Origin of the sequence: Comamonas badia DSM 17552, assembly GCF_000484635.1 — a bacterium.
GTDB classification, from domain to species: domain Bacteria; phylum Pseudomonadota; class Gammaproteobacteria; order Burkholderiales; family Burkholderiaceae_C; genus Comamonas_C; species Comamonas_C badia.
The window spans coordinates 300,723-318,486 of sequence record NZ_AXVM01000005.1; the positions used below are offsets into that span (position 1 = coordinate 300,723).

Sequence of the window (17,764 nt, forward strand, 5' to 3'; positions counted from 1 at the left end):
CTTACATGCCTCCGGCGGCCAGCTCGCGTTCGAGCACCTTGGGGTTGTCGCGCCAGCGCGCCAGCCAGTCCTGCGCGATGTCGCCGGGATAGACATCCTCCACACCGCTTTGCAGCGCCTTGACGATGGCGCTGGCGACGGCCTTGGGCGCGAGCTTGGGCGGCGGCAGGTTCTGGTTCCATTCGTCGTCGATCGGCCCCGGAAAAATATTCACCACCCGGATGCCGGCGCCGCGCATCTCCGCGCGCAGGCATTGCGCCAGCGACAGCGCAGCCGCCTTGGAGGCCGAGAAGGTGCCGTCCGGCGGATGGTTGGCGAGCGCGAAGATGGACAGCAGGTTGACCCAGGCGCAGGCGTGCAGGTTGCCATCGGCAGCGCGGCTGCGCAGCACCGGGCCGAAAGCCTGCGCCAGGCGCAGCAGGCCCAGGTAATTGACGTCCATCTCCTCGCGCACCACATCCACGCCGCGCCGGTTGCCGATGCCGCCGCCGCGGTGCATCTCGGCGGTGTTGATCACGATGTCCACCTTGGCGCCGATCAGGCTGGCCGTCTCCTGCACCGAGCGTTCGTCGCGCACATCGAGCGGCACCACGGTGATCTGCGGTAGCCGGGCGAGTTCGGCAAAACCCGGCGGCTGCTTCCACGGCTCGGCCTCGCCCACCCAGACATGGTCGGCGCCAGCGCCGATCAGCGTGCGCACCATGGCCTGGCCGACGGGGGATTTGCCATCGGTCACCAGCACCTTGCGCAGCTTCGGATCGCTCGCCATCTCGCGCAGCATGGGGTCGTCTTGCATATGCGGGGATCCTTTTTCCGGCAGGGCGATCAGCACCGCCTGGCCGGAGCGGTCGAGGCGCGCCGTGATGCGCACGCGCGCAGGCGCAGCGCCCACTTCGCCATGCAGATGCACCATGACGCTGGGGCCAGCATCCAGGCGGACCATGCCCAGGCGCCAGGGCAGGCGCTCGCGGAAGTACAGGTCGTTGCTGTGGTCCAGCGTGGTTTCGGCGAGCAGCTCACCCTGGCCATCCTGCGTCTTCCAGTGCAGCGCGGGCGAAAGGCATTGATAGCAGGCTTCGCGCGGTGGGTATTGAGTTGTGCCGCATTCGCTGCACACCTGCAGCACGAAGCGGCCTTCCGCCGCCCCAGCGGTGATGCCCAGCGCCACGCGGCCGCGGTGGCTCGGCGGCAGGTTCATCTGCGGCGTGCGCAGCATGGGGTTCTTGCGCGGCGGGCGCTGCAGGGGCTCGGTCATGCGGCCTCCAGTATCACGGCGCCGGTGCACAGGCAGCGGTCATACGTCACCATGCCGAAGCCGCCGACCATGCCGTAGCGGGCATCCTTTACATTGCGCTCACCGGCCTGCCCGGTGAGCTGGCGCAGGGTCTCGGTCATGCCGATGAAGCCGCCGGCCGCGCCCGCCTGGCCGCAGGAAAGCTGCGCGCCGCCGGTGTTCTGCGGAAAGTCGCCGGCATACGCCAAATCGTGGCTGCGCACGAATTCCGCTCCCTCGCCCTTGGCGCAGAAGCCGAGATCCTCGAACTGCATCATCACGATCACCGGGTAGTCGTCGTAGGTCTGCAGCAGGTCGATGTCCTGGGGCTTGACCGCCGCCTGAGCGTAGAGGTCGTCGCGGTCCATGGCCCAGCCGCCGCAGACCATGACCGGGTCGCTGCTGAACGCGTTGTGGCGCTCGATCGCGCCGCGCAGCAGCACATGCGGCAGGCCGAGATCGCGCGCGCGCTCGGGCGACATCACGAGAAAGGCCTCGGCACCGGCGCAGGGCATGACGCAGTCGAACAGATGGATGGGATAGCACACCGGCCGCGCCGCCATGTATTCATCGAGCGTGAGCGGCTTCTTGAACAGCGCGTTGGGGTTCTTCAGCGCATTGCTGCGCTGCGCCACCGCGATGCGGCCGAAGTCTTCGCGCCGCGCGCCGTACTGGCGCATATAGTGCGCGGTGATGAAGGCGAACATCGAGTTCGGCCCGCCCGCGCCATAGGGGTAGCTGGCGTCACGCGAAAAATTGCTGAACGCGCCCAGCGTATGGCGGAAGGAATCGACGTGGTTGGTATCCGCCGCGACGCAGGCGACGACCTCGGCATCACCCGCCTGCACCGCGCGCGCGGCGCGGCGCAGCGCCATCACGCCGGACGCCCCGCCGGTGGGAATGTGGTCGAGCCAGCGCGGCGACAGGCCCAGGTGCTGCGTGACGCCGACCGCCGTGTCGGGCGCGAGCGAGAAACTGCTCACGGTGAGGCCGTCGATCTGCTCCTTGGCCAAGCCCGATTGCTGTACCAGCGCGCGCACCGCCTGCCCGAGGAACCAGTGCGCGCCGTGCGTGGAATAGCGCTCATACGCCACGGTGACCGGCACGGTGACGGCCACGCCTTCGTAGCCCTTGCGCTGGAGGTAGGCGGTCATGGGGTAATCGCCCTCGCCCTTTTTGCAGGCAGGCACTGTCTTGTCTTTGTAGGAGCGGCTTCAGCCGCGAAGAGTGAGACGATGATTTTCAATCCCATTTTTGAACAGGCATTCGCGGCTGAAGCCGCTCCCACAATGGAGGCAAGCGTGTCGTGAAAACAGCGGGCGGGCATCATTTCAACGGCTGACTTTGATCCCGGCCGCCTCGCGGTCCCAGGTGGCGGGGGTGGTGCCGCGTTCGCGCAGCTTGAATTTCTGGATCTTGCCGCTCTCGGTGCTGGGCAGCTCGGCCATGAATTCAAGGAAGCGCGGCACGGCGAAATAGGCCATGCGCGGCTCGCAGTAGCGGATCAGTTCCACCGGATCTATCGTCTGCCCCTCGCGCGCCACGATGGCGGCCATGACTTCGTCCTCGGCCAGTTCGCTCTGCACCGGGAACACGGCGGCAACGGCGACCGCGGGGTGGCTCAGCAACACCTGCTCGACCTCGTAGGAAGAGATGTTTTCGCCACGTCGGCGGATGGCGTCTTTCAGCCGATCGAGGAAGGTGAAAAAGCCATCGCCATCGCGCACCACGCGGTCGCCCGAGTGAAACCACAGATTGCGCCAGGCCTCGACGGTTTTCTCGGGCATGCCGAAGTAACCCGAGGCAAAGGCGAACGGCTCGGTGGCGCGCAGCAGCAGTTCGCCGGGCGTGCCGTCGGGCACGGCTTCGTCGAACTCGTCGGCCACGCGCGCCTCGAAGCCCGGCACCACGCGGCCCATGCTGCCGGGTTTCTGTTCGGCATCCAGGCCGATGACGAAATTGCTCTCGGTCGAGCCGTAGCCGTCGAGCAGCCGCATGGCGAAGCGCTCGCTGAAGGTGGCGTGAAAGCGCTGCGGAATGGCGGGGGCGAGGGCCACCCGCACCCGGTGCGCGCGGTCGTCGGGCGTCGGGTCTTTGGACAGCAGGATGGGCACCATGGCGCCCAGTACGTAGGTTACCGTGGCCTGGTGGCGCACCAGCGCGGCCCAGAAGTCGGACGCCGAGAAGCGCGGCTCGGCCACCAGCGTGGAGCCGGTGAGCAGCGCCTGAAAGAAGGCGTTGAGCGCGTTGGTGTGAAACAGCGGCAGGGTGGTGAGCAGCACATCGCCATCCTGCAGGCCCAGAAGTTCGCTGGAATAGCGGCTCCACCAGTAGTACTGCGCGTGCGGGCAGCACACGCCTTTTGAAAGGCCCGTGGTTCCCGAGGTGTAGAGGATGGCCAGCGTGTCGCCGGGGGTGATGGCGGCGGCATCGGCCAGTGCATCGCCCGGCAGCGGCATGGGCTGGGCGCCAGCCTCTGTCGAGCCGTCCACGCTCCAGACTTTTTCCAGCGGCAGGGTGGCGCGTTCTTCTAGCCCCGCGAGCGCGGGCAGCGTGCTGGCCTCGGCTATGAACAGGCGCGCGCCCGAGTTGCTCAGGATGTGGCGCAGGTTGGTGCCCCGTGCCGAGGTGTTGATCGGCACGGTGACGGCGCCTATCCAGGCGCAGCCAAGGAAGACCTGGATGAATTCCGGCCGGTTGCCGCACATCAGCGCGACGCGGTCTCCTGCCCTGATGCCCTGCGCCAGCAGCATCGCGCCCATGGCGCGTGCCTTGTGCAGCGCCTGGGCATAGCTCCAGCGGGTGTCGCCGCAGACCAATAAATCACGATCGGCAAAACGCGCGCACTGCTGCGCCAGCATCGCGGGCAGGGTGCGGTCCGACGGGGCGAAACGGGCGATGGCGTCGTTCAAGCAGGCCTCACATGAAAAGCTGGATATTGGGCAGCGCGGCGTCGCAGTTGAGCAGGTCCACGCGCTTGAGCTGGATGCGCAGTGTGCCATCCACCCGCACCAGTTCGTGCGTGACCCAGCCCGCGTACAGCGCTTCTTCGTCGCGCCGCGTTTCAACGTAGTGAAAGGCGGTGCGCAGCGTGTAGCGCCCGGCGGCATCGTCGCGCGCCGTGATGCGCGGCTGCTGCAGCAGATGGTGGCAGCGCGTGTGCGGCTGCTGCGAGAAGGTGCGCTTGCCGAAGAAGCGCTCTATGCGGATCTGCAGCAGCATCTTGTCTTCGTACATCAGCGAACCCTGCAGGATGGGGTCGGTCTGGCCGGGCGTGAGGGGCATCCAGTAGTGCCCGTCGTCGGTGAAGAGCTGCTCCCATTGCTGCAGCTTCTGCTCGTCGATCAGCGCCGCCTCGTCGTAGACGAAAGTGCGCAGTTGCTCGTCGGTGATGGTGCTCATGCTGCACCCCCTTCGGTCTTGCCCTGCATGCTGGCGGTCATGAAATCTGCCCAGGCGCGCATCTGGTTGCGCATCTGCAGCTCGTTCGTGCCGTTGGTCTCGTGCTGCGGGTCGTCGCGCGGCTCGTCCTTGTCGTACAGGCGGTAGAGGTTCATCCAGTCGCGGCCGCGGCTGTGCAGCGCCTCCTGCGCGCGCTCGTACACCTCGGTGTCGTCGTGCGCCACGACGGAGGTGGGCGCGTTGATCAGGCGGTTGTACATCAGCGTGCGCTCCAGCAGCATGTCGGGCGCGCCCACCAGGCGGAAGGTCCAGGATTCGACCAGCGTCCTGTCCACCGCCAGCGGCTTGAACACGCGCATGGTCTGCACCGGCCCCTTCATCGTCAGGTTGGGGAAGTAGATGGTGTTGTGGCGGTTCTCGTGCAGGATGGCGTGGGCGCGCTCCTTGCCGTAAGCGGCTTCCATCTGCTCCAGGTAGCCGGGAATCGCGGAGTAGTCGGAGTGGATGGATTTGCTCACGCCGGTGTGCCCGTGGCCGTGGGGCCAGACGCGGATGCCCATCTCGGCGAAAAATTCATACGAGCTGACGAAGGGCGTGAACACCTCCACCGCCATGGGCTTGAGCGTGCCCGGCGGCGCCTTGCTCCAGGCCGATGCCGCCGTGCCGGCAGACGATTCGTGCACCACCATGGGGTGGGTGGTGTCGGTCTGGTTGTCGACCAGCATCTTCCAGTTGCAGCGGTTGATGTAGCGCAGCACGCCGCCCGTGATCTGCAGTTTGCCTTCGGGCGAGCGATCGACCATGTTGTCTATGGTCGAGAGTGATTTGCCGAAAAAATCGTCGAATGAGATGCCCTCGGGATTGAGGCGGCAGAAGACGAAGTCGCGGTAGACCTGCACGGCCTGCACCGCGGCCATGCCGCCGCTGGCTTCGCAGCAGCTGAATTCGGTCTTCTCGTAGCCCTGCTTGAACGGGATGGAGAGCAGCGAGCCGTCGGTCTTGAAGGTCCAGGCGTGGTAGGGGCAGCGGAAGAACTTGCCGGTGTTGCCGCAGGTCTCGCCCGCCACCTTCACGCCCTTGTGCGGGCAGCGGTTGTAGAGCACGCGGATGCTGCCGTCGGTGTGGCGCACCATCACCACCGGCTCCAGTCCCACCGTGGTGCTGTAGTAGTCGCCCTTGTTCGGGATCTGGCTGGCGTGGCCCACGTAGACCCAGGTGTTGGCGAACAGGTGCTCCATCTCCAGATCGAAGATCTCGGGATCGATGTAGGTGTCCTTGTGGACTTCGGCCTCGCGCACGAGGGCGCGGATGGCGGCGGGGTTGTCGGTGTATCGACCCATGGTGAATCTCCTTGAGGCGGGGCCTGTAGGGACCTACAAATCGAGCACGAGGCGCGGCGTCCTGGCGCGCGAGATGCAGGTCTGGATGAGCGTGTTGGAAGCGCGCTCTGCGTCGTTGAGCACGTAGTCGCGGTGGTCCGGAATGCCTTCGAGCACCGTCGCCTGGCAGACGCCGCATTCGCCGCGGCGGCAATCGAACATCGGGTCGCACCCCGCCTCTTCCATCACTTCGAGAATGGTCTTGTTGGCGGGCACCTGCAGCACCTTGCCGGACTGGCGCAGCTCGACCTCGAACGGCTGGTCGCCCGACAGCGTGGCGGCTTCGACGAAGAGCTCGACGTGCACGTGGTCCTTGGGCCAGCCCTGCTGCGTGGCCAGCGCAATCGCAGCATCGATCATGCCCTTGGGGCCGCAGACGTAGAGGTGCTGGCTGGGCTTGAGCGTCTTCAGCAGCGCCGCCAGATCGAGCCGTGTGGCCGCTTCGTCATCGGCGTACAGGTGCAGTGCATCCCCGCACAGCGCCTGCAGCTCGCCCACCATCGCCAGCTGGTCGCGGCTGCGGCTGCTGTAGTGCAGGGCAAACGGGCGCCCAGCCGCCTTGAGTGCTGCCGCGTGGCTGGCCAGCGGCGTGACGCCTATGCCGCCGGCAATCAGCACCGTGGAGGTTTCGCCCGGAGCGGCCGCATGCAGCGGGAACTCATTGCGCGGCTCGTTGGTGGCGAGGGTGTCGCCCACCTTGAGCTGGTGCATGAAGGCCGAACCGCCGCGGCTGGCTTCCTCGCGCCGCACCGCGATCCAGTAGGCGGCGGGGGCGTGTTCCGTCGCCTCGGCTGCCGTGAGCTGCACGATGGAGTAGCAGCGCCGGTCGGCAACGCCTGGCACCATGAACTGCAGGTGCGCGCCCGAGGCCAGCGGCGCCAGCGTGCTGCCCTGCGGCGCCACCAGGCGGATGCGGCGGATCAGCGGCGTTTCGGCGCGGATTTCGGAGACCTGGAGCAAGGGACCGGACATGAGGGCCTTCGTGGGAAGTGGCGCCCACCCGCTGCCGCATCACCGGTGCGGCAATTGGATGGCTGATGGGGAGGGACTGTAGGAAGAAACGCTTTAGATGTCAATAAAAAACATGAAAAATCATACAAAATTGCGGGAAAACCCCTAGCTTCCACGGATGCAATTTGAGCGCCGCGCGCTATGCTTGGACGGTGACGAAAGCCCCTGCAACAACACCTGCATCCGGCCGTGGAGAACGCCCGGCCGCTCGGGCCGAGGCCGCGTCGGCCGCGGATTCCGAAGCGCCGCGCTTCATTGATGATTACCTGGCCTTCCTGCTCGCGCAGGCCAGTCATCGCATTTCAGGCGTCTTTCACCGGGAGGTGGAAGACGCCGGTCTGTCCGTCACGGAATGGCGTGTGCTGGCCAGCCTCTCAGGCAGCGCGGGTGAAACCATTGGTACCTTGAGCGATCTCGTGCTGACCAAGCAGCCGACGCTGAGCAAGATCGTGCAGCGCATGGAGCGCCAGGGGCTGGTCGCCCGAGGCGATACCGCCATGGATCGGCGCCAGACCTTGGTGACGCTGACCGCCGAGGGCCGGGAGGTGGCCAGTGACCACACCCGGCTCGCGCTTGCGCACCAGGCCAGGGTGCTCAAGCCGCTGGGCGCGCGTGATGCGGCACGCCTGATTGCCCTGTTGCGCAAATTGGTGGAATTGCCGCCGTGATTTTCCGCCGCGCCGCGTGGACAATCGCGGCATGCCTCTGACACCTGATTTCATCGCCCCCACGCACCACCGCGATGCGGCCGAGGCGCTGGCGCAGATCCAGCGCATCTACGCCCAGCAGACCACGCATCTGCGCTCGGCCATGCAGCGCTTCGTTGCCGGCAAGGCGCCGGCGCAGCCGGTGCGCGCCTTCTACCCCTTTGTGCGCCTGCACACCAGCACCGTGGCGCGCGCGCCTTCGGGTCTGGCCTATGGTTTTGTACAGGGACCGGGGCGCTACGAGACCACGCTCACCCGCCCCGACCTGTTTGCCCACTATTACCAGAAGCAGCTCAGCCTGCTGACGCACAACCACGGGGTGGCGCTGGAGGTGGGCACCAGCACGCAACCGATTCCGGTCTACTTTGCTCTCGATGCCGACGATCCGCTGGAAGGCACGCTCGACCGCGGGCAGCGCCTGCTGCTGCGCGACCTGTTTGATCTGCCCGACCTCACCGCGATGGACGACGGCATCGCCAACGGCACCTGGCAGCCGCAGCCGGGCGAGGCGCATCCGCTCTCGCTCTTCACTGCGCCGCGCGTGGACTATTCGCTGCAGCGCCTGCGCCATTACACCGGCACGCGAGCCGAGCATTTCCAGAACTTCGTGCTGTTCACCAACTATCAGTTCTACATCGACGAGTTCGTGCGCCTGGGCCACGCGGCGATGCAGGACGCGGCCAGCCCCTATGCCGCGTTTGTCGAGCCCGGCAACGTCATCACGCGCCGCGCGGGCCTGGCGGCGGGGCCTGCCGATGCGCTCGGCGCCGCGCCGCCGCGCCTGCCGCAGATGCCGGCCTACCATCTGGTGCGCGAGGGGCATGGCGGCATCACCATGGTGAATATCGGCGTGGGCCCGGCCAATGCCAAGACCATCACCGACCATATCGCCGTGCTGCGCCCGCATGCCTGGCTGATGCTGGGCCACTGCGCCGGGCTGCGCAACAGCCAGCAGCTGGGCGACTACGTGCTGGCCCACGCCTATGTGCGCGAAGACCATGTGCTCGATGAAGAGCTGCCGATCTGGGTGCCGATTCCGGCGCTGGCCGAAATCCAGCAGGCGCTGCAGCAAGCGGTGGCCGACGTGGCGCAGATGCCCGAGGACCAGCTCAAGCGCATCATGCGCACCGGCACGGTGGCGAGCACCGACAACCGCAACTGGGAGCTGCTGCCGGACAACACGCCGCAGCGGCGCTTCTCGCAAAGCCGCGCGGTGGCGCTGGACATGGAAAGCGCCACCATCGCCGCCAACGGCTTCCGCTTTCGCGTGCCCTACGGCACGCTGCTGTGCGTGAGCGACAAGCCGCTGCACGGCGAAATCAAGCTGCCCGGCATGGCCAACCACTTCTACCGCGAGCGCGTCGATCAGCACCTGCGCATCGGCATGCGCGCCATCGAGCTGCTGCAGGAGGGCGGCGTGGCGCGGCTGCACAGCCGCAAGCTGCGCAGCTTTGCCGAGGTGGCGTTCCAGTAAGTCCTGCCGGCAAATTACCGTACATTTGATAGCTGCCAGCGCTTGCCACACAAGTGCTGGAGCCGTTTTTTTATATAAACCTCAAACCAGCAGCAGCACCGCCACGAACGCCAGCGTGTGCAGCACCACGCCGCCGCCGGCCGCCAGGCCGTAGCGCCAGCCGCCGCTGGCCAGGGCGGCCACGCACTTGCTGACGGCGTGCACGCTCAGGGCCAGGGCCAGCGCCTGGACCAGGCTGGCGTCCGCCGCGCCCTGCGGCAGGCCTTGCGACACGATGGCAGCGGTGGCCGCATGCACGTCGGCCAGCGCCGCCAGCAGCGCACCGGCCAGCAGGCCCGCGTCGCCCCACCAGGCGCGCAGCGCCTGCACCAGCACCTGCACGGCCGTGAGCAGCACGGCGATCAGCAGCGCGTCGTGCAGCTTGAACAGCGTCGTGCCATCCACATCCGCCGGGGCGGGCGCCTGGCCCGCGGGCATGCTGCGCAGCAGCACCCAGCCCCAGGCCAGCGCCACCACGCCGCCCGCCAGTGCCGGCGCCCACAGCCGCGCCAGCCACTGGGGCTGCACGGTGGCCGCCACCACCAGGATCTGCACCATGGTGGCCACGCACGACAGCACCGCCGCGCCGCCCTGCGCGCGCACGGGCTCGCGCCCCTCGCGCACGGCCACGCCCAGGCTGGCGATGGTGGCGGTGCTGGAGATGAAGCCCGAGGCCAGCGCCGACAGCGCGCTGGCGCGGCGCGCGTCCATGAGCCGGCGCGCCAGGTGCGCCAGCGACTGGATCACCAGCAGCACCAGCACCAGGCGCAGCAGCACCTGGGGGTTCAGCGCCTCGCCCCACAGCGGCCGGTTGGGCGCCAGCGGCAGCACCAAGAGCGCCAGCGCCGCCAGGATCAGCCCGCCGCGCACCTCGCCCTGGCGCAGCCATTCGCGCGCAAACTCGTGCAGCGCCTCGCGCGCGGCCAGCAGGCTGGTGACGGCCACGGCCAGCCCCGCCGCCACGGGCAGGCTCTGGGTGCACAGCACACCGATCAGGTAGGCCAGCAGCAGCGCGATTTCGGTGGTCACGCCGGGGTCTTCGGACCGGTCGCGCGCATAGGCCACCACGCCCAGCAGCGCGATGAACACCGCTCCCACCACCGTGAGCGCCTCGCTGCCCAGCAGCGCCGCCGTGGCGCCCGAGACCGCCGCCAGCGCGAACGAGCGCACGCCGGCCAGCGCGCGCAGCGGGCCCTGGCCCTTGCGCCGTTCGCGCTCTATGCCCATCAGCAGGCCGCTGCCCAGGGCGCCGGCCAGCACGGCCAGCGTGTCCTGGAAGCCGGATATGTCCATGGTGTCCATTCTTGTGAGGTTGGTTGCGGCGATTGGAGCATGGAAGAGCAGGGAAGCGCTGCTCCCCGGGCACACTAGATCGCTTTCATATTCATAGCTTGTAGCACTTGTAAGGCAAGTATTTGGAGCAATTTTCACCAATATTCCAGCACATTCCCGGGGCCTTACCCCACAATCGCCGCATGAGCGTGCTCCTCGAAGCCCGGAACCTGTGCAAGCGCTACGGCGCCGCCACCGTGGTGGACGGCGTGTCGTTCGCCATTGCCCCCGGCGAGTGCCTGGGCATCATCGGCCCCAACGGCGCGGGCAAGACGACGACCATCCGCATCTGCCTGGGCCTCACCGCGCCCGACGAGGGCAGCGTGCAGTTCCAGCCCGGTGACGGCGCCGCGCCGCTGGCCATGCCGCAGGACGCGCTGGCCATCAAGGCGCAGCTGGGCGTGGTGACGCAGTTCGACAGCCTGGACCCGGACTTCAGCTGCGCCGAAAATTTGCGCGTGTTCGGGCGCTACTTTGGCCTGGGTGGCGCGGTCATGGACCGGCGCATTCCGGCGCTGCTGGACTTTGCCGCGCTCAGGGCCAAGGCCGACGCGCGCCCGGCCGAGCTCTCGGGCGGCATGCGCCGGCGGCTGTCGCTGGCGCGCGCGCTGGTGAACGACCCGCGCCTGCTGCTGCTCGACGAGCCGACCACGGGGCTCGATCCGCAGGCGCGCCACCTGATGTGGGAGCGGCTGCAGCAGCTGCTGCAGCAAGGCAAGTCGATTCTGCTGACGACGCATTTCATGGACGAGGCCGAGCGCCTGTGCTCGCGCCTGCTGGTGCTGGACCATGGCCGCAAGATCGCCGAGGGCGCGCCGCGCGCGCTGATCGCCGAGCATCTGGAGCGCGAGGTGGTCGAGGCCTACGGCAGCGGCGCGCCGGCGCTGGCGCACGATGCGCGGCTGCGGCCGCTGGCGGCGCGCGTGGAGGTGAGCGGCGAGACGGTGTTCTTCTACACCCCGGACGCGCGGCCGCTGCTGCAGGCGCTGGCAGAGCGGGGGCACCAGCACACGCTGCACCGGCATGCCAATCTGGAGGATCTGTTCCTCAAGCTCACGGGCCGCCAGATCCGCGAAGATGCCTGACATGTCTTCCCCGCTCACCTCCGGGCTCTGGCACGCGCCCGATCTCTCGCTGCGCTGGTGGCCGGTGTTCCTTCGCAACTTTCTGGTTTGGCGCAAGCTCGCCATTCCCAGCCTCATCGGCAATATCGCCGAGCCGCTGATGTGGCTGGTCGCCTTTGGCTACGGCATGGGCGCGCTGGTGGGTGAGCTCACGGTGGACGGGCAGAAGATGCCCTACCTGTTGTTTCTCGCCAGCGGCGCCATCTGCATGAGCGTGATGAATGCCGCGAGCTTCGAGGCGCTGTACTCGGCGTTCTCGCGCATGCATGTGCAGAAGACCTGGGACGGCATCATGAACGCCCCGGTCACGCTCGACAACGTGGTGCTGGCCGAGATGCTGTGGGCCACGTTCACGGCCACCGCCATCCTCGGCGTGATCCTGGCGCTCTCGATCAGCCACAGCCCCAAGCTCATCATTGTCTGGGGCGTGCTGGTGCTGGTGGGGATGATGTTCTCGAGTATCGCGCTCATCTTCAACGCGCTGGCGCCGGGCTATGACTTCTTCACCTACTACTTCACGCTGGTGCTCACGCCCATGATGTTTCTCTCGGGCGTGTTCTTCCCGCGCGAGCAGCTGCCCTGGGTGGTGCGCGTGGCCACCGAATGGCTGCCGCTCACCACCGCCGTGGAGCTGGTGCGCCCGTTGTTCATGGACCAGTGGCCGGCGCATCCGCTGCGCCTGGGCCTGGTGCTGCTGGCAACCACGGTGCTGGCCTACTGGGTGGCGCTGGCACTTACCCGTCGGCGCTTTCGGGCCTGAGGCTTGCCGCTACCATCATCGCTTTCTCTCTTCAACCAGGCAGGTATTCCATGCAGATTTCGACAGTAGGCATCATCGGCGCGGGCACCATGGGCAACGGCATCGCCCAGGCCTGCGCGGTCTCGGGCATCAACGTGGTGATGGTGGACATCGCCGAAGCCGCGGTGCAGAAAGGCATCGCCACCGTCGCCGGCAGCCTGGACCGGCTGATCAAGAAGGACAAGATCACCGCTGCCGACAGGGATGCGGCGCTGGCGCGCATCAAGGGCAGCACGAACTACGAGGATTTCAAGGGTGCGCAGCTCATCATCGAAGCGGCGACCGAGAACCACGAGCTCAAGCTCAAGATTCTCAGGCAGGTGGATGCGCTGGTCGCGCCCGGGGTGATCATCGCCTCCAACACCTCCTCGATCTCGATTACCAAGCTGGCCGCGGCCACCAGCCGTGCCGATCGATTCATCGGCATGCATTTCTTCAACCCGGTGCCGATGATGGCGCTGGTGGAGATCATCCGCGGCCTGCAGACCAGCGACGCGACGCACGCCGCGGTGAAGGACCTCGCCGAGCGCCTGGGCAAGACGCCGATCACGGTGAAGAACGCGCCCGGCTTCGTCGTCAACCGCATCCTCGTGCCCATGATCAACGAGGCCTTCTTCGTGCTCGCCGAGGGCCTGGCCACGCCCGAGGACATCGACGCCGGGATGAAGCTCGGCTGCAACCAGCCGATCGGACCGCTGGCGCTGGCGGACATGGTGGGCCTGGACGTGTGCCTGGCGGTGATGGAGGTCTACCTGAGCGAGTTCGGCGACGGCAAGTACCGCCCCTGCCCGCTGCTCAAGGAATACGTCGCCGCCGGGCGCCTGGGGCGCAAGACCGGCAAGGGCGTCTATACCTACTGACATGCCCTCAGGCATCGTGGGCCGCGCGGGAGCTTCGCACCCCTACGCCGCGCTTACGCCCGACGTGGTGCTCGATGCGCTCTCGGCCTGCGGTCTGCAGGGCGATGGGCGCCTGATGGCGCTCGGCTCCTACGAGAACCGTGTCTATCAGGTGGGGCTGGAGGATGGCCGGCGCGTCGTCGCCAAGTTCTACCGGCCGGGGCGCTGGAGCGAGGCGCAGATCCTGGAGGAACACGCCTTTGCCGCCGACCTGGTTGCTGCCGAGGTGCCGGTGGTGGCGCCGCTGGTGCTCCACGGTGCCACGCTGCGCCACCACGCCGGTTTTGCGTTCTCGGTCAGCCCCTGGCGCGGCGGGCGCCAGCCTGAGCTCGATGACTTCGAGGTGCTGGAGTGGCTGGGCCGCTTCATCGCGCGCATGCACACCGTGGGCAGTGCGCAGCCGTTTGCCCACAGGCCGCAACTGGGCCTGCAGGAATTTGGCGAGCAGGCACGCGATTGGCTGCTGGCGCACGAAGCGGTGGCGCCCGAGGTGCGCACCGAGTGGCGTATGGTGTGTGAAGATGCTCTTGCGTTGATAGCTGGTAACGCAGACGGGGAAAGCGCTACGGGCCAATTTGGCTTAAAGAATTCCCGCGTGATCCGCGTGCACGGCGACTGCCATCCGGGCAATGTGCTCTGGACGCCGGTGGAGGATGCCGGTGGCGGCCCGCACTTCGTTGATCTGGACGATGCGCGCATGGGCCCGGCGGTGCAGGACCTGTGGATGCTGCTCTCGGGCGACCGGCGCCAGCGCACGCAGCAGCTCTCGGCGCTGCTCGACGGCTACGAACAGGTGCGCGATTTTGACCGGCGCGAGCTGGCGTTGATCGAGCCGCTGCGCACGCTGCGCCTGATCCACTACAGCGCCTGGCTGGCGCGGCGCTGGAGCGATCCGACCTTCCCCATTCACTTCCCGTGGTTCGGCACGGTGGATTACTGGCAGGGGCAGGTGGCCCTGCTGCGCGAGCAGATCGCGGCGATGCGGGAAGAGCCTATCGTGGTGTGACCGAGGCCAGGCGGCTCAGGCCCGGGGAATGCCGCGCACCCAATCGCACCACTGGCCGACGGCCGATGCCTGGGGGTCGGTTCGTTGCTGGAGTTCTGTGGGCCAGCGGCGTTCGCAGCCGTTGACGATGCTGGTCAGTTGCCACAGGGCTTCACGCACCACGAAGGAAAGCTCGGACAGATCGGCGCCATCGTCGTCCGGCAATGACTCGGACTCTGCCGTTTGCATGCCCGCTTCTGCCAGGGCGCGTTCCAGAAGGTGCAGACGCTCTTCGACAAAGGCTGCCGGCCCGGATTTTCCGGTGGCATCGCCCGTGCCATCGAGCTGTGCCTTGGCCTGTTTCCATTGGCCGAATGCCTGCACGAGGTGCAGGACGAGCGGCCGCAACGGCTCCGTGGGTGGCGGTGGCGGTGGCGGTGGCTTGTCGGCATGCCCCGCGGCGCTCAGCAATGCCAGGGTGTGCTCCGCCAGGGCCTTGGGAAATTTGCGATGGTTGAGCCGCAGCACCAGCGACAGTTGCTCGAATGCCGTATCGGGGTGCTTCTCTGCCAATGCGGCCACGAGCTCTGCCATCAGCAGCACCTGCCCCAGGGGCGAAATATCGTTGCCGGACAGTCCGCGTGGATAGCCCGTCCCATCCATGCGTTCGTGGTGCTCCAGGATGGCCGTTTCGACGCGGGGGCCGTAAATGCCGGCATCGCGCACCAGCAGCATGGCCGTGATCGGGTGGGCCACCAGATGGCGGCGCTCGGCGCCGGTCACCTTGCGGTCCGGATCGCGCCAGAGGGGGTCCATGTGCAGCACACCCAGGTCATGCAGCAAGGCGGCGGCGGCCAGCCGGTTGCAGTCCTCGTCGGCCATGCGGCTGACCAATGCCAGGTACTGCGCCGTCAGCATCACTTGCAGACTGTGCGTGAAAAGCTCTGGAAGCTCCTCGCGCATCACGGTGAGCCTGAAGGCGATGCGCGGGGTAAGCGACAGGGTCTTGAGCGGCGCGGACAGGCGTGCCGTGCCGCCGAGCGATTGCGCGAGCAGCCTGGGAAGGTCGGCATGCAGCAGCAGGTGATCGGCCTGCTGCCGCAGGAAGGCGCTGGTGACCGCATCTTCCACGGTCAGGTGCATGTCCACGGGTTCGCGCAGCTTGTGCTGCACCAGCCGGTCGTGCATGCGGCTGTCGATGCGCGCCCCCTTGTCGACGAGCTTGATGCCGTTGACACTGAATATGGCCTCCTGCGCCGTGACCTTGCGGCGTTGGGCCATGGTGGTCAGGGTGCGCAGGTAGTGCGTGCTGTGGTCGATGCTGTCTTCCGATGGAACCAGGTTGTCGCGCATGAGGATTGGAACGGCTGCCCAAGGGCGGCAATATACCTTTGCCGGCAGCCCAGCGGCACGAGGCCGAACAAACCCTGATCCGCCTCGAATGGCGCTGCTGCCGTGCCCGCCGGATTGCACCGCCGCTTGAGTTACTTGCCCCAGGAGTCCTTCAGGCCCGCGATGCGGTTGAACACCAGACCTTGCGCCGTGTGATCGACGCGGTCGGCGACGAAGTAGCCGTGGCGCTCGAACTGGAACTTGTCGTCCGGCCGCGCCTGGGCGAGCGAGGGCTCCACCCACGCCGTGGTGGTCTTGAGGCTGTCCGGATTGAGCAGCGCCAGATAATCCTTGCCGCCCGCGTCGGGCTGCGGATCGGTGAAGAGCCGGTCGTACAGGCGCACCTCGGCCCGCACGCCATCCGCCGCGCCCACCCAGGTGATGGCGGCCTTGGCCTTGACGCTGTCGGCGCCGGGCGTGCCGCTTTTGGTATCCGGAATCACCAGCGCCTGCACTTCGACGATCTGGCCATCCGCAGCGCGGGCAGCACCGGTGCATTCGATCACGTAGCCGCCCTTGAGCCGCACCTTGTTGCCGACGAACAGGCGCTTGTAGCCCTTGGGCGGCGTCTCGGCAAAATCTTCGCGTTCTATCCAGACCTCGCGCCCCAGCTGGAAGTGCCGCTGCGGGATGGTCTGGCCCTCGGCTCCGTGCGGCAGCGCCGGGAGCTGGCAGGGTTCCAGGTGCCCGGCGCCAAAGACGGCGTCCCAGTTGGTGAGCACGAGCTTGACCGGGTCCAGCACCGCCATGGCGCGATGGGCGAAGGGCTCCAGGTCTTCGCGCAGACACCCTTCCAGCGTGGCGTAGTCGATCCAGCTGTAGTCCTTGGTCACGCCGATGCGATCGCAGAACGCGCGGATGGCCGTGGGCGTGTAGCCGCGCCGGCGCAGTCCCACGAGGGTGGGCATGCGCGGGTCGTCCCAGCCGGCGACGGTGCCGCTGTCCACCAGATGCTTGAGCTTGCGCTTGCTGGTGACGACGTAGGTGAGGTTGAGCCGCGCGAACTCGTACTGGCGCGGCTGGGGAGTGGCGATCAGCCCCCCTGCGGCGAGGTGATCGAGCAGCCAGTCGTAGAACGGACGCTGGTCTTCGAATTCGAGCGTGCAGATGCTGTGCGTGATGCATTCCAGCGCATCCTCGATCGGGTGCGCGAAGGTGTACATCGGGTAGATGCACCAGTGGTTGCCGGTGGCGTGGTGCTCGGCGCGCTTGATGCGGTAGATCGCCGGGTCGCGCAGGTTGATGTTGGGGTGCGCCATGTCGATCCTGGCACGCAAAACCATGGCGCCATCCGCATGCCTGCCGTCGCGCATCTCGCGAAAGCGTGCAAGGTTTTCGGCCGGTGTGCGGTCGCGGAAAGGGCTGTTCATCCCCGGCTTGCCGAAGTCGCCCCGGCTCGCCCGCATGGCCTCGGCGGTCTGTTCATCGACATAGGCATTGCCACTCTCGATCAGGTACTCGGCGGCGCGGTACATGAAGTCGAAGTAGCTGCTGGCGTAGTACAGGTTCTCGTGCCCGTCCGGGTCCTTCCAGTCAAAGCCCAGCCAGTGCACCGCGTCGATGATGGCATCCACGTATTCCTGGTCTTCCTTTTCCGGGTTGGTATCGTCAAAGCGCAGGTGGCACACGCCCTGGTAGTCACGCGCCAGGCCGAAATTCAGGCAGATGCTCTTGGCGTGGCCCACGTGCAGGTAGCCGTTGGGTTCGGGCGGAAAGCGGGTGCGGATGCGCGCCGGATCGACGGGCGCCTGGGCCTGGTGCGCGCCGTCGCCGGGGCTGCCGGCCCAGCGCTTGTGCGCGTGCGTGCCCTGGGCCAGGCCGGTTTCGACGATCTGGCGCAGGAAATTCGTGGGCGGCGTGGGAGCGGTATCGGGCGTACTCATGGCATGGATTCTAGGTGGCGCCGGCCAGCGGGAATTACGTCCGGATACAAGGCTGCCTACGTCCA

The 17,764-nt window shown here is 67.3% G+C and carries 15 protein-coding genes; 6 read left to right on the forward strand and 9 right to left on the reverse strand.

Going from position 1 to position 17,764, the window contains the following annotated elements; all coding sequences use genetic code 11:
• Position 1: 1 nt before the first annotated feature.
• From K320_RS0112640 to K320_RS0112665, 6 genes are all read right to left on the reverse strand, one after another.
• Positions 2–1,255: an SDR family NAD(P)-dependent oxidoreductase gene (locus K320_RS0112640; RefSeq protein WP_024539209.1), complete on the reverse strand. Its 1,254-nt coding sequence runs from the start codon at positions 1,253–1,255 to the stop codon at positions 2–4.
• Complete coding sequence (locus tag K320_RS0112645) at positions 1,252–2,427, reverse strand: thiolase family protein (protein WP_024539210.1); 1,176 nt, start codon at positions 2,425–2,427, stop codon at positions 1,252–1,254. The genes K320_RS0112640 and K320_RS0112645 overlap by 4 nt, the downstream gene beginning before the upstream one ends.
• Before the next feature lie 177 nt (positions 2,428–2,604).
• A complete protein-coding gene (locus K320_RS0112650; RefSeq protein ID WP_024539211.1) occupies positions 2,605–4,185 on the reverse strand; it encodes an ATP-dependent acyl-CoA ligase in 1,581 nt (526 codons plus the stop codon).
• A 7-nt stretch (positions 4,186–4,192) separates the two neighbouring features.
• Entirely contained in the window at positions 4,193–4,675 is a 483-nt protein-coding gene (locus K320_RS0112655; RefSeq protein WP_024539212.1) for an aromatic-ring-hydroxylating dioxygenase subunit beta, read from the reverse strand.
• On the reverse strand, positions 4,672–6,015 hold the full coding sequence (locus K320_RS0112660) for an aromatic ring-hydroxylating dioxygenase subunit alpha (RefSeq protein WP_024539213.1): 1,344 nt from the start codon (positions 6,013–6,015) through the stop codon (positions 4,672–4,674). Before K320_RS0112660 ends, K320_RS0112655 begins: the two co-directional genes overlap by 4 nt.
• 33 nt (positions 6,016–6,048) lie before the next feature.
• The gene (locus K320_RS0112665) at positions 6,049–7,026 is read right to left on the reverse strand and encodes a PDR/VanB family oxidoreductase (protein WP_024539214.1); all 978 of its coding nucleotides are present in this window, start codon (positions 7,024–7,026) and stop codon (positions 6,049–6,051) included.
• 191 nt (positions 7,027–7,217) lie between these two features.
• On the opposite strand from K320_RS0112665, the gene K320_RS0112670 reads away from it, so the two are divergent.
• Entirely contained in the window at positions 7,218–7,733 is a 516-nt protein-coding gene (locus K320_RS0112670; protein WP_084301260.1) for a MarR family transcriptional regulator, read from the forward strand.
• Between the two features lie 31 nt (positions 7,734–7,764).
• Complete coding sequence (locus K320_RS0112675) at positions 7,765–9,246, forward strand: AMP nucleosidase (protein ID WP_024539216.1); 1,482 nt, start codon at positions 7,765–7,767, stop codon at positions 9,244–9,246.
• 81 nt (positions 9,247–9,327) lie between these two features.
• Here the strand turns inward: K320_RS0112675 and K320_RS0112680 are convergent, their stop codons facing one another.
• Positions 9,328–10,578, reverse strand: a complete 1,251-nt coding sequence (locus K320_RS0112680; protein WP_245593880.1) for an MgtC/SapB family protein — start codon at positions 10,576–10,578, stop codon at positions 9,328–9,330.
• A 182-nt stretch (positions 10,579–10,760) separates the two neighbouring features.
• Between K320_RS0112680 and K320_RS0112685 the strand changes: the two genes are divergently transcribed.
• The 4 genes from K320_RS0112685 to K320_RS0112700 are packed head-to-tail and all read left to right on the forward strand — an operon-like array spanning position 10,761 to position 14,445.
• Complete coding sequence (locus K320_RS0112685) at positions 10,761–11,702, forward strand: ATP-binding cassette domain-containing protein (RefSeq protein ID WP_024539218.1); 942 nt, start codon at positions 10,761–10,763, stop codon at positions 11,700–11,702.
• Between the two features lies 1 nt (position 11,703).
• Positions 11,704–12,501, forward strand: coding sequence for an ABC transporter permease (locus K320_RS0112690; RefSeq protein ID WP_024539219.1), 798 nt, complete (start codon positions 11,704–11,706; stop codon positions 12,499–12,501).
• A 50-nt stretch (positions 12,502–12,551) separates the two neighbouring features.
• A complete protein-coding gene (locus K320_RS0112695) occupies positions 12,552–13,400 on the forward strand; it encodes a 3-hydroxybutyryl-CoA dehydrogenase (protein WP_024539220.1) in 849 nt (282 codons plus the stop codon).
• Between the two features lies 1 nt (position 13,401).
• Entirely contained in the window at positions 13,402–14,445 is a 1,044-nt protein-coding gene (locus tag K320_RS0112700; RefSeq protein ID WP_051384912.1) for a serine/threonine protein kinase, read from the forward strand.
• A 15-nt stretch (positions 14,446–14,460) separates the two neighbouring features.
• Here the strand turns inward: K320_RS0112700 and K320_RS0112705 are convergent, their stop codons facing one another.
• Complete coding sequence (locus K320_RS0112705) at positions 14,461–15,777, reverse strand: HD-GYP domain-containing protein (RefSeq protein WP_024539222.1); 1,317 nt, start codon at positions 15,775–15,777, stop codon at positions 14,461–14,463.
• A gap of 131 nt (positions 15,778–15,908) precedes the next feature.
• On the reverse strand, positions 15,909–17,699 hold the full coding sequence (locus K320_RS0112710; RefSeq protein ID WP_024539223.1) for a glutamine--tRNA ligase/YqeY domain fusion protein: 1,791 nt from the start codon (positions 17,697–17,699) through the stop codon (positions 15,909–15,911).
• Between the last annotated feature and the right edge of the window lie 65 nt (positions 17,700–17,764).

What these genes read in the sequence shown, in the direction of transcription:
- K320_RS0112640 (WP_024539209.1), bottom strand. Translation starts at nt 1,255, where the DNA reads ATGACCGAGCCCCTGCAGCGCCCGCCGCGCAAGAACCCCATGCTGCGC.
- K320_RS0112645 (WP_024539210.1), bottom strand. Translation starts at nt 2,427, where the DNA reads ATGACCGCCTACCTCCAGCGCAAGGGCTACGAAGGCGTGGCCGTCACC.
- K320_RS0112655 (WP_024539212.1), bottom strand. Translation starts at nt 4,675, where the DNA reads ATGAGCACCATCACCGACGAGCAACTGCGCACTTTCGTCTACGACGAG.
- K320_RS0112660 (WP_024539213.1), bottom strand. Translation starts at nt 6,015, where the DNA reads ATGGGTCGATACACCGACAACCCCGCCGCCATCCGCGCCCTCGTGCGC.
- K320_RS0112665 (WP_024539214.1), bottom strand. Translation starts at nt 7,026, where the DNA reads ATGTCCGGTCCCTTGCTCCAGGTCTCCGAAATCCGCGCCGAAACGCCG.
- K320_RS0112675 (WP_024539216.1), top strand. Translation starts at nt 7,765, where the DNA reads ATGCCTCTGACACCTGATTTCATCGCCCCCACGCACCACCGCGATGCG.
- K320_RS0112680 (WP_245593880.1), bottom strand. Translation starts at nt 10,578, where the DNA reads ATGGACATATCCGGCTTCCAGGACACGCTGGCCGTGCTGGCCGGCGCC.
- K320_RS0112685 (WP_024539218.1), top strand. Translation starts at nt 10,761, where the DNA reads ATGAGCGTGCTCCTCGAAGCCCGGAACCTGTGCAAGCGCTACGGCGCC.
- K320_RS0112690 (WP_024539219.1), top strand. Translation starts at nt 11,704, where the DNA reads ATGTCTTCCCCGCTCACCTCCGGGCTCTGGCACGCGCCCGATCTCTCG.
- K320_RS0112695 (WP_024539220.1), top strand. Translation starts at nt 12,552, where the DNA reads ATGCAGATTTCGACAGTAGGCATCATCGGCGCGGGCACCATGGGCAAC.
- K320_RS0112700 (WP_051384912.1), top strand. Translation starts at nt 13,402, where the DNA reads ATGCCCTCAGGCATCGTGGGCCGCGCGGGAGCTTCGCACCCCTACGCC.
- K320_RS0112705 (WP_024539222.1), bottom strand. Translation starts at nt 15,777, where the DNA reads ATGCGCGACAACCTGGTTCCATCGGAAGACAGCATCGACCACAGCACG.
- K320_RS0112710 (WP_024539223.1), bottom strand. Translation starts at nt 17,699, where the DNA reads ATGAGTACGCCCGATACCGCTCCCACGCCGCCCACGAATTTCCTGCGC.